General features: G+C 51.4%; 6 protein-coding genes, 1 tRNA gene and 2 pseudogenes. 4 read left to right on the top strand and 5 right to left on the bottom strand.

Annotation, left to right across the window (positions count from 1 at the left end; all coding sequences use genetic code 11):
* Both JWG39_RS17035 and JWG39_RS06820 read left to right on the top strand, forming a co-directional pair.
* A pseudogene (locus JWG39_RS17035) lies at nt 1–104 on the top strand (IS1595 family transposase); the annotation flags it as partial.
* Between the two features lie 208 nt (nt 105–312).
* On the top strand, nt 313–1,701 hold the full coding sequence (locus JWG39_RS06820; RefSeq protein ID WP_205218630.1) for an MFS transporter: 1,389 nt from the start codon (nt 313–315) through the stop codon (nt 1,699–1,701).
* A 399-nt stretch (nt 1,702–2,100) separates the two neighbouring features.
* Here JWG39_RS06820 and JWG39_RS06815 read toward each other — a convergent pair whose 3' ends face one another.
* The 3 genes from JWG39_RS06815 to JWG39_RS06805 are packed head-to-tail and all read right to left on the bottom strand — an operon-like array spanning nt 2,101 to nt 8,171.
* Nucleotides 2,101–3,591 (bottom strand): efflux transporter outer membrane subunit, encoded by a 1,491-nt coding sequence (locus JWG39_RS06815; protein ID WP_205218629.1) that lies wholly within the window; start codon nt 3,589–3,591, stop codon nt 2,101–2,103.
* On the bottom strand, nt 3,588–6,896 hold the full coding sequence (locus JWG39_RS06810; RefSeq protein WP_205218628.1) for an efflux RND transporter permease subunit: 3,309 nt from the start codon (nt 6,894–6,896) through the stop codon (nt 3,588–3,590). The genes JWG39_RS06815 and JWG39_RS06810 overlap by 4 nt, the downstream gene beginning before the upstream one ends.
* Nucleotides 6,897–6,914: 18 nt before the next feature.
* A complete protein-coding gene (locus JWG39_RS06805; RefSeq protein ID WP_205218627.1) occupies nt 6,915–8,171 on the bottom strand; it encodes an efflux RND transporter periplasmic adaptor subunit in 1,257 nt (418 codons plus the stop codon).
* 307 nt (nt 8,172–8,478) lie between these two features.
* Between JWG39_RS06805 and JWG39_RS06800 the strand changes: the two genes are divergently transcribed.
* Nucleotides 8,479–9,120, top strand: coding sequence for a TetR/AcrR family transcriptional regulator (locus JWG39_RS06800; RefSeq protein ID WP_205218626.1), 642 nt, complete (start codon nt 8,479–8,481; stop codon nt 9,118–9,120).
* 127 nt (nt 9,121–9,247) lie between these two features.
* Here JWG39_RS06800 and JWG39_RS06795 read toward each other — a convergent pair whose 3' ends face one another.
* Nucleotides 9,248–9,970, bottom strand: a complete 723-nt coding sequence (locus JWG39_RS06795) for a glycosyltransferase (RefSeq protein WP_205218625.1) — start codon at nt 9,968–9,970, stop codon at nt 9,248–9,250.
* Between the two features lie 268 nt (nt 9,971–10,238).
* Nucleotides 10,239–10,336: transfer RNA gene (locus JWG39_RS06790), tRNA-Sec, on the bottom strand.
* A gap of 352 nt (nt 10,337–10,688) precedes the next feature.
* Here JWG39_RS06790 and JWG39_RS16920 point away from each other — a divergent pair.
* Nucleotides 10,689–10,847, top strand: a pseudogene (locus JWG39_RS16920) (transposase); the annotation flags it as partial.
* Between the last annotated feature and the right edge of the window lie 160 nt (nt 10,848–11,007).

Raw genomic sequence — 11,007 nt, 5'->3', positions numbered from 1 at the left:
AAGAGAAGCTCCCTTTATACCTTGGTTTCTTCGAGTTTGTTCATAATGTTGGCAAGCGCGGGAAAACCTTGCTTCACTCGCTGGTTGAAGTGCTGGTTAAATAAGACCCTGAAACACAACATGAGCCAACCACAATATTTATCATTCATAAAATTCCTCTTCAGGGTACGTTAAGGGATGGGATTATTTGAAAATATTTCAAGGTTCCCGACAACATTTTCAGAAAACTGCACAACGGCTCAAGCCTGTCCCCTGAGCCGTTACGAAACGGTTTGCATCAAGCTGCAGTTGTCAACGGAGAGGAGAACCTGCATGGACAGTCCCGTACGCGACAAACGACTCGAAAACACCACCCTTCTTGTTACCACCATCACCGCTTTTTTCGCTCCTTTCGCTATCACTGCCCTCAATATGGCACTGCCGACCATGCAGAAGGAGCTGCACATTGACGCCTCCCACATTGGCTGGCTCGCCACGTCCTATCTGCTGGCCATGGCGGTCACCATCGTTCCGGGAGGCCGACTGGCCGACATATATGGCCGCAGACGCTTTTTCTTCTTCGGCGTGCTCTGTTACACCGCCGGCTGCCTCGTCGGCCTCTTTGCCCCCTCCTTTCCGATTCTCCTCTTTTCTCAGATTCTTCAAGGGGCGGGAAACGCTCTGACCAGTGTTACCGGCGTGATTATTCTCACCTCAGTGTTTCCCCCGGCCCACCGCGGCAAAGCACTCGGCATTTATGTCGCTGCGGTTTATGTGGGTCTCGCCACCGGGCCCCTCGCTGGCGGTGCCATCAATGATCATTTCGGCTGGCGGGCAATCTTTCTCGCCATGCTCCTCCCGGCTCTGCTGCTCCTCGTCATCCGCCTCAAAGGAGAGTCATACGGCCCGAAAGGAATTCGTTTTGATTCCGTCGGATCCCTTCTTTACATCACCTTTATTCTCTCACTCATCATTGGTGCCAGCCGTATCCTTACCCCCACAGGAACGGGACTCTGCCTCCTCGGCGCACTGCTCTTGCTTCTTTTCATCCGTCACCAGCTCCATCACCCCTCACCTATTTTTGAACTGCGTCTCTTTACCACCAACCGCACCTTTACTTTTTCCAGCATTGCCGCACTGCTCAACTATTCTGCAACCTTTGCCATCACCCTGATGATGAGCCTCTATCTGCAGTATCTCCACGGCATGAGCGCGGAGAAAGCAGGAATGCTGCTCATGGTTCAGCCACTCATGATGGCTCTCACTTCTCCGCTCGCAGGCCGTCTCTCGGACCGCATCGGCCCGCGCCGGCCCGCCACCCTTGGCATGGTTATCACCTTCCTCGGCGTACTTTTCTTTACCCGTCTCACAGCACAGACAGAGCTGTACTGGATACTGGCAAACCTTCTTTTTCTCGGTATCGGCTTCTCCCTGTTCGGTTCACCAAATATGAGCGCTATTATGGGCTCAGTGGATAAAAGCGATTACGGACTCGCCTCACAGACAGTTGCCATCATGCGTATCTTCGGCCAGATGCTGAGTATGACCACGATGACCGTTGTCCTCACCCTCGTGATCGGCCAACAGCAGATACAGCCCGACCAGTACGGCCTCTTTCTCAAGAGTCTGCACATCGTTTACATTGTTTCGTCCCTCAGTTGTCTGCTGGGAATCTTCTTTTCGTGGAAGAGAGAGGGACAGAATCAAGAGAACATCGAATAATGCAACTTCTTAAAAACCTGTGAAGAGCAAAAAAAGGGAGAAAGGGAGACAGGAGACAGGAGACAGGAGAAAGGGAAAAGCAAAAGACGGAACAGCGAAAAACTTTTTGCCAACGAATAATACCATTTACATTTTATATTGACCAGAGAACGCAACTGCGTGGACATCTTTTTTGGTGATTACAGATGGATAAACAGGCTGTAAAAATAATCTCATGGTAGAAGCGTGCTGGAGACGCCCAAATTGATCCTCTCTCCGGAAATCTTTTGCTTTTTCCTGCCTCCCGTCTCCCGTCTCCCGTCTCCTTTCTCCCTTTTCCCTTTAAATCCGCCTGAGCACACAAAAGAAAACCCCGTCTTCACAGGAAGACGGGGTTAAGACAACAAACGAATGGGTACCTTATAATACAGGTTTTTTCATCGGCTTTTCTGCCTGAACAGCGGGCTGCGTCTGTGTGGTAAACTCCTTCAAACCACCGCCAAGGGCGACATAGAGATCCACATTGTTGTTGAGAATCATCTGCCCTGTGCGAAGAACATTCTGCCGGCTGTTAAAACTCTCCCTTTCTGCGTCAAGCAGAGTAAGTCCGTCAACAATCCCTTCCCGCATCTGCATATCAACAAGATACAGACGTCTGGCCACGGCCTCATCACTTCTAATTGTTGCCTTGACCTGTTTCTCCAGGGTTTCACGGCCCGCAAGGGCGTTATCAATATCGGCAAAGGCATTCTGAATCGCTTTGCCGTAAGATTCCACCGCAATCTTCTCGCTCACCGTCATCACTTCGACATTGGCTCTCAGCTTCCCATAATTAAAGATTGGCAGATTCAGTCGCGGCCCGAAAGTCCAGGTACCGTTGTCACTGTCAAAAAGATTGTCGAGATCAGTACTCGCGTACCCGACCGATCCCACAAGGCTGATGGAAGGGAAACAGGCTGCCCTCGCAGCACCAATATTGGCATTGGCCGCCTTCAGGGCATACTCTGCCTCACGAATATCTGGACGGGCAAGCAGCACCTCGGAGGGAAGGCCAGCGACCAGAGGCTGTTCTGGAAACTGATCCATGAGGGAAAGCGCCTTCTCCAGTGTGAGCCGGGTCACCGGTTGTCCAATAAGAGTGCTCAGTGTATTGCGGGCCTGTATCGATGCCCGTTTCTGTGCCTGATAATCAGCGCGGGCCAGCTCAATGGCAGAACGCATCCCCTGCAGAGTCGTCTCGCTGGCCGTTCCTGCATCCACCTGCAGTTTCGTCAGCTTCCAGGCATCCTCCCGGGTCTTGCTGACGTCTTCCGCCAGCACCATCAGTTTGTGAGCAATCCGCATCTCGTAATAGGCTTTAGATACGGCGGAAATAATCGACAGCTGCGCTGCGTCACGGGCCTCAAGAGTTCCCAGATAGGCGTTGAGTTTCGCGTCGCTCGCGTTCTTCACCCGACTGAAAAAGTCCAGTTCGTAGGAGGTAATGTCGAGACCTACAGTAAAAGCATTATCCGTGGATGCGGTACCGTAATAGGAAAGATCCTCTGCAGTACGTGTCCGTGTTGCCGTCGCCCTTCCATCTACTGCCGGCAGACGGTCACTGCGGGTAATACGATACTGCGCCCGGGCCAGTTCGGCGTTCAGAGCGGCGGTCTTCAGATCATGGTTGTTCTCCAGCGCCAGCGCGATAAACTGCTGCAACTGCGGATCCCTGAAATAATCCCGCCAGCCGAGGTCGCGTACGGCATGACTCCCTGCCTCCTGCTGTGCCTCAAGCGCCGTTCCAATCCAGGTCTCTTCCAGCGGCACATCCGGCCTCAGAAAAGAGGGTGCCAGTGAACAGCCACTGACGCCGAGAGTCACTGCGACAGCAAGAAGAATCTTTCTGCCCGTTCTTTTTTTCCCAGTCATGCATTATCTCCCTGCTGATTCCTGACAACAGTATCCATTCTCTCCTTGACAACGAGGGGTGGAACAATGCCATCTTCCCCTTCCGGTGCCGGCGAACTCTCTGCAGCAAGCAATTTCTGGAAACCGTGTGGAGGTTCGCGATAACCAAAAAGCTTCCGTATAACAATATAGAAGATCGGCACGAAAAGCACAGAGAAAATAGTCGCGGATATCATCCCTCCCATAACCGCCGTTCCAATTTCCCGCTGACTGGCCGAACTGGCACCGGTAGCTCGAACCAGCGGTACAACCCCGGCAATGAAAGCAAAGGAGGTCATGATAATCGGCCGGTAACGCAGATGGGCTGCCATCAGAACGGAAGAGACAAGGCGCTTGCCCTCCGCCTGCAGATCTTTGGCAAACTCAACAATCAAAATGGCATTTTTCGCCGACAGACCAATAACGGTAATCAGCCCCACCTGAAAGTAGATATCGTTGGTCATGCCCCGCATCAGGACAGCAGCAACAACCCCGAGAAAACCAAAGGGAACCACCAGCAATACCGAAAGTGGGATAGACCAGCTCTCGTACAGTGCTGCGAGACAGAGAAAAACGGAAAGCAGAGCAAATCCATAGAGATACAACGACATGTTTCCCGCGCGAATCTCCTCCAGTGACAGTCCGGTCCAGTCAATGGCAATCCCTTTCAGGGCCTTTTGAAAAGCCGGAATATCAGTGATCCCCATGGCAGCGAGCTGCGGCTTCATTTGCGGAGCAGCAACCATTTGCGGCAGGTTCTCTTTCAGTTTTTGCATCTCTGCCATCGCCTCTCCGGTACTGTGTCCCGGAGTGGCCTGCCCGCTCAAAGCCATTGCAGGGTACCCCTGGTAACGACGGGCCTGCATCTGGCCGTTCTTCCACTCCGTAGAGATCAGTTCTGAGAGTGGAACATCCCCCCCCGTATTGGTATGAACGGTTAATTTAAGTATATCCTGCGACTGCATCCGGAAATCCGCCTGCGCCATCAGCTTCACCCTCTGCATCCGATCCCTGTTCGGGAAGTCTCCAAGATAGGCGGAACCAAGCATCTGCGAGAGAGTGGAGATGATATTACTCATCGGGACGCCCTGAGCATAGGCCGCATCACGATCGATATTGAGATGAAGTATCGGCCCGTCTTCCAGCCCTTCGGGACGAACAGAGGTGACCACAGGGTTGCCCTGGGTTGCTCCGAGGAGCAGATTCCGGGCAGCCAGCAACGTCTCATGTCCCGCAGAGCTGCGATCTTCAAGACGCATTTCAAAACCGGAGGAATTCCCCAGTTCAGAAATAGGGGGTGGGGAAAGGGCAAAGACAAAGGCATCACGAATGCCTCCGAATTTTACCATCATCCTGGCAGCAAAAGCCGAGGCACTCTGCTCCGGACGGGTCCGTTTGCTCCAGTCTGTCAGCGGAACAAAGGCCAGCCCCATATTCTCACCCTGACCGGAGAAGCTGAAGCCCATGACATCAACAATGGTCTGCACCTCCTCCTGCTGCAGAATTATTCCTTCGATCTGCTTCATGACCTCCTCAGTCCGGCTGCGGGTTGCTCCCACCGGCAGCTGCACGTTGAGTATAATGTATCCCTGATCTTCCTGGGGAAGAAAAGAGCCTGGCAGGAAGGGATAGAGCCATGCTGCAAAAGCGGTAATACAGAGGAAAATAAACATCATCCCATAACTGAACCGTACCGCCCGCCGCAGCGCAGCCTCATATTTGACAGTAAGCCAGTTGAAGAAACGGTTGAACAGCCCATAAAAGCCACCGGCTTCATGTTCCTCTTTCACCGGTTTAAGGATTGTGGCACAGAGCGAAGGGGTCAAAGAGAGCGCCAGAAAAGCGGAAAAAGCAATGGCCGACATCATCACCAGCGAAAACTGGCGATAAATATTCCCGGAAGCACCGGGGAAGAATGCCAGCGGCAGAAAGACCGAAATAAGAACGAGGGTGATACCAATAACCGCACCCGAGATCTGATCCATACTCTTGTGGGCGGCCTCTCTCGGAGAGAGCCCCTCGGAGCTCATCAGCCGCTCCACGTTTTCCACCACAACAATGGCATCATCCACCACGATCCCGATAACCAGTACAATGGCGAACATCGTGAGAACGTTGACGGAAAGGCCAAAAATCACCATCATACCCAGCGCCCCGAGCAAAGAGATGGGGACAACAATCGTCGGAATAATGGTATAACGGATATTCTGCAGGAACAGCAGCATGACCAGAAAAACCAGCACCATCGCCTCAACAAGGGTCTCCACCACTTTCTCAATGGAGAGTTCCACGAAGGTGGCCGTCTCATAGGGAATCTTCCAGCCAATTCCCTCGGGAAAATATTGTTCCAGCTCTTCCATCGTTTTTTTCACATTGGCGGCAACCTCTACGGCATTCCCGTCTGTGGAGAGCTGAATACCGGTTCCCACCATTGGTTTGCCGTCAAGACGACCCGAGGTGGCATAACTCTCGTAACTGATCTCAACCTTCGCCACATCCTTCAACCGAACGGTGGAGCCCTCGGTGTTACTGCGTACGATGATGTTCTCAAACTCCGCCACGGTTTTCAACTGGCCGCCAGCAAAAATCGTTGCAGTGATCAACTGCCCCTGCACACCAGGCGCGGCCCCAATGGAGCCAGCCGGGATTTGCTCATTCTGGGCTTCAACCGCAGCGGCGATCTCACTGCTGGAAAGACCGTAACTGCGCATCTTCGCGGGGTTGAGCCAGATCCTCATGGCAGGCTCAGAACCGAAGACCATTGCATTCCCGACCCCGTCAATCCGCTGCAGGGCGGGCTGAATATTCCGCATGACATAGTCAGCGACATCCACCTGGCTGACGTCCGGGCTCGTAGCAAAGGCAGTGACAAACATCAGGAAATTGTTGCGACTCTTTACCACCTGAATCCCCTGATCCCGTACCGCCTGGGGCAGTCGGGCCTCGGTCACACTCAGTTTATTCTGCACATCCACCTGCGCCAGATCCTCATCTGTGCCGCTGTTAAATGTCAGTGTAACATCGCCGGAACCGTTGGCATTGGCCGTGGTTTCGATATAGTCAAGATCGTCAACACCGTTGACAGCCCTCTCAATAATAGAGAGAACATTCTTCTGCAGTGTCTCCGCACTGGCACCGGGATAGGTAACATTGATGGCAATCTGAGGAGACGCCACTGACGGGTATTGTTCAACCGGCAGAAACTGCGTCGCAACCACCCCGCCGAGGATAATAAAAATTGCTATAACCCATGCAAAGATTGGTCGTTCAATAAAAAAATGAGACATGCTGTTCTCCTCGTCTGCTTACTTTTGAGTCTGCTTCTGAGGATCTGCGGCTTCCTCACCCTGCGGTTGAGCACTCTGTCCGGGCTGCACCCCCCAGGGGACTGGTATAACATGGGGAATGTGCATCATGTTAACCTTGAGCATACCATCCACTATAACGGTTTCACCCTCTTTCAATCCGTCGGTCACCACCCAGTTTTCCTTGAGAGAGCTGGTAATCCCAACATTTCGCGTTTCGTAACTGTAGAGCTTGTGACCGTTCATCTCTTTCGCCTCGTCATCGACTGTGGCAACGGTGAGCATATTCCCCTTTTCAGTACGAGTAACGGCCTGCTGCGGAATCAAAAAGATATCTTGAAGAGTCATCTGCGGAATTTCCACCCGTACATAGAGTCCGGGCATAAGGAAGCCGTCGGGGTTGGGCACACTTGCGCGGAGAGAACCCTCTCCGGTAGAGGCGTCCACCGCCACATCGGTGAAGAGCAGCTCTCCGGGATACTTATAGGGAGTGCCGTCTTCGAGGAAAATCTTCAACTGCACCCCGGGGTGTTCATCGTCTCCCTGTGAATTTTTACTCAACTGTTCTTTGAGCCTCAGAATCTTAATAGCGGACTGACGTACATTGACATACAGAGGGTTCACCTGGAGAATTTGCGCCATTTGCGTAGCGCTGGTGCCGGAAACCAGTGCTCCGACAGTGACATCCTGTTTACCGATGAAACCGGAGATGGGAGCAGTAACCGTGCAATAATCATAGTTGATCTTCGCCTGTTCAACGGCAGCGCGGGCAATCTCAATATCGGCGTTGCTTACCGCGAGGGTTGCTTCGGACTGGTCAAACAGCTGAGAGGAAACGGCCTTTACCTTCACCAGTCTGCGATAACGCACGACATCCGCCTGATTAACATTTTTCTGGGCGATGGCACGTGCAAGTGAACCTTTGGCGGAGTCAAGGGTTGCTTTATAGGAACGGTTATCTATCTTGAAGAGGACATCCCCCTTTTTCACAAATGCACCTTCTTTAAAGAGGCGCTCCTCAACAATTCCGGTAACCCGGGCCCGGACAACCGCATCTTTAGAAGATTCCAGCCGTGCCGGCAGATTTTCTGTAATCTCAATCGTCTGCGCCTTCGCCGTAATCACTCCCACCGGCAGAGCTGGCGGAAGATCTGCAGCGAATGCAAATCTCGCTGAAAAAAGTCCCGCAACGCAAACCGCTGCAGTCATCAGGGTAATAAGGACCACCCTTGAATTTACTTTTGCTGCCTCTTCCATCGTATCTCTCCTTTCTGTAAACAAAAAATGACGCAACCCGAGAGAATTCAGACCCTCGGTACTGTCAAATTCAGCGAATAATATATTGAATCACTCCCGACCTGCCGGAGGGTGGATTCATGGGAATTCTATACAATACCATCCTTTTTCCTGTTTGCAAAAATACCTCTCAATAAAAGATCTCACACTATATCAACCGGGAAAAATTTTGCATCAAAAAACATACAAACATGTATGTATGTTTTTTGATATGGTATAGTTCTTCCAATTCAAGATGTTCCGTTCGTAAAAAAATAATGTGAAAACAATGCGAAGAACAAAACAGGAATGCAGACAAACACGACAGGCATTGCTCGACGCTGCCCTTAATCTTTTCTACAGCAAGGGAATCGCGAAAGCCACGCTCAATAATATTGCCCATGAAGCGAAGGTAACCCGCGGTGCTCTTTACTGGCATTTTAAAAATAAAGAGGACCTGCTGCAAACCCTCAGCACGCAGTTTATTGAGGCAGATCGGATTCGCCTGGAATCGGCTCTCGGTACCCCCGAGGTCTGGGAACGACTGCGGAAGACAATGAAAACTGTTTTCCATGAAATGCAGAAAAATGAAAAACGCCACCATTTTACCTGCATCATGTTTCAGCTCATCGGCATGCACGACCCGGACAGTATTCTTCGCCCGGTACTGATTAACTATCAGAATATGTGGGAATCCTACATATCGAGGGCCCTCCATGAGGCCCAGGCTCAGGGAACCATTCCCGCCAACCGTGATCTGCTATGGGCAGCCCTGCAGATCACTGCCTCTTTTACCGGCCTGACAAGAATGCTCATCGGTCCATCGGACAACAACCACGTTGCCCCTTATATTGACCAGATCATTGATGTCACCATGAATCTCATCATTCATGCCCCCGTAGAGTGCGTAGAGAGGACGTTCTCTGAATAATACACAAAGCTCTTTTTACGGAAGAATTTACGGAACAAGAAGAGAGGAGTGTATAGGGCCATGCTGAGGTGCATGGCAACCAAATGATGAAAATCTCGTCGGACGACGAACGGAAAAGGGTCCTGAATCAACGCAGCCAGCGCCTGTGAATTTTCCACAGCTCACCGGGAATTTTAAAGATAAAGAGGAAGCTCACACTGGAGCCGCTCACATCCTCCCAGCACTCAAGTGGCAGTTCGTACACCATTTTCTTCACCGCCTCATGCCCATAAAAGTGGACCGCGCGGGCCAGCAGTTCAACATCAAACAGCCAGGTGGAGACAAACGGCTCGGCAAAAAGCCTCTTCGCCAGATCTCGCCTGAACAGCTTGGCACCGCACTGGGTGTCATAGGCAGGCAAACGTAACATACAGGAAATAAGGGTGGCAATAATCCGCCCGACGTAATTTCGATACCAGTGCCGCTCAATCTTCGCCCCGAGCCGCTTTATCCGTGCGCCGGTGACCAGCTGCCACTCCTCCGCAGCAAGAAAGAGCTGAAAACGCCGCACTTCCTTGAGAGGTGTAGCAAAATCGGCATCCCAGAAACCAACGGCCTCACAATCTCCATGCAGAGCATGCAATACCCCCTGCCGCACCGCCTCCGCCTTCCCCCTGTTCTGTGGCAGATCAAGAAAAGAGATGCCTTCATTTTTCGACAGTTCGGCGAGCAGCGCGGCCGTCTTATCGCTGCTGCCGTCGTTGACCAGCAGGAGTTCCGCAGCATCAGGTTGTGCCGTGTAGGACAGACAGGCTTTCCTGTCGAGACGTTTGGCCTCGTTATAACAAGGGATGATGAGAGTGATTTTCATGGGAAAAATTGTTGATGGTTTTACAGCTCAACCCGGAAGCGGCACCAGATTTGAAGTCCGAATTACCCGTTTCCGGTTGATAAAACGACATGGAAACCATACATTTTTCCCTGGGGATGTATCGAGAATGCAGCTGCGTTCAGCTCTCATGGTGAATTTTCTGGGGGGCACTGCCTGAACACGTATTTTACGGAAAGAGCATCCAGGTACGCTGTTAAGACATTGCAGGCACAAACAAACCATGGAAAAGGAGGGACGCAAAAAAAACTGGCGGAGGCGCATGGGAATCGAACCCACCTGACGGAGTATCAGTCCGCCACACCGGATTTGAAGTCCGGGAGAGCCACCAGTGCCCTGTCCGCCTCCGAAAGAACAATCAAAAAAATAACTTCTGGCCTTGACATCCTCCCCGACCTGAAGGCCAGGGATTCCTGCGGCGTCCACACGTTTCCTGCGTCAGTCACTTCACAGGTTGACCGGGTATAACCTGCCGATACAACTTTGTTACGTACTTTTTTCCACTCAGGGAGCCTGAGTGTACATCGTAAAATGATTGATGAATTTTTTACCTGCAGTATGATTGGTTTTTTGCAAGGGTAACGCCTTCTTCCAGACATATCAACACGAATACGGCGCATATCTCAAGGCCGCTCACCGTTTGGTTTACTCTGGAATTTGAATGCTTGAAGAGGTTTCACAATTATATTATATTTGGTTGATAAAAAATAACAACGATATTCGACGTGGCAGGCAGTGTGTTTTTAGAATGCATGTTCATTTGGTCTTCGCGACGAAATATTGTCGCGGTGTATTCACGGATAAAATTATCGAGGATTTATGCAGCATCTTTGCGAAAGTCTGTACCGATTTTGAGGCAGGCGATATCAAGAAAAGATTATGGGTACCTTGAAACAGCCTGTATTCGTTCATATCCAGGGCACAGGAGGGAATTTGCTCGCCCAGAACCTTGATATCAAAGTCTGGCGCTTACCTCCAGGGATAATTTTTTTACTGTAACGAAGAATATGGACAAAAGA

Source organism: Desulforhopalus vacuolatus (genome assembly GCF_016918505.1).
Classification (GTDB): domain Bacteria; phylum Desulfobacterota; class Desulfobulbia; order Desulfobulbales; family Desulfocapsaceae; genus Desulforhopalus; species Desulforhopalus vacuolatus.
Note: the sequence above shows the minus strand (reverse complement) of the source record. Positions and strands in the feature narration are given on the sequence as shown.

What these genes read in the sequence shown, in the direction of transcription:
- JWG39_RS06805 (WP_205218627.1), bottom strand. Translation starts at nt 8,171, where the DNA reads ATGGAAGAGGCAGCAAAAGTAAATTCAAGGGTGGTCCTTATTACCCTG.
- JWG39_RS06795 (WP_205218625.1), bottom strand. Translation starts at nt 9,970, where the DNA reads ATGAAAATCACTCTCATCATCCCTTGTTATAACGAGGCCAAACGTCTC.
- JWG39_RS06800 (WP_205218626.1), top strand. Translation starts at nt 8,479, where the DNA reads ATGCGAAGAACAAAACAGGAATGCAGACAAACACGACAGGCATTGCTC.
- JWG39_RS06820 (WP_205218630.1), top strand. Translation starts at nt 313, where the DNA reads ATGGACAGTCCCGTACGCGACAAACGACTCGAAAACACCACCCTTCTT.
- JWG39_RS06815 (WP_205218629.1), bottom strand. Translation starts at nt 3,591, where the DNA reads ATGACTGGGAAAAAAAGAACGGGCAGAAAGATTCTTCTTGCTGTCGCA.
- JWG39_RS06810 (WP_205218628.1), bottom strand. Translation starts at nt 6,896, where the DNA reads ATGTCTCATTTTTTTATTGAACGACCAATCTTTGCATGGGTTATAGCA.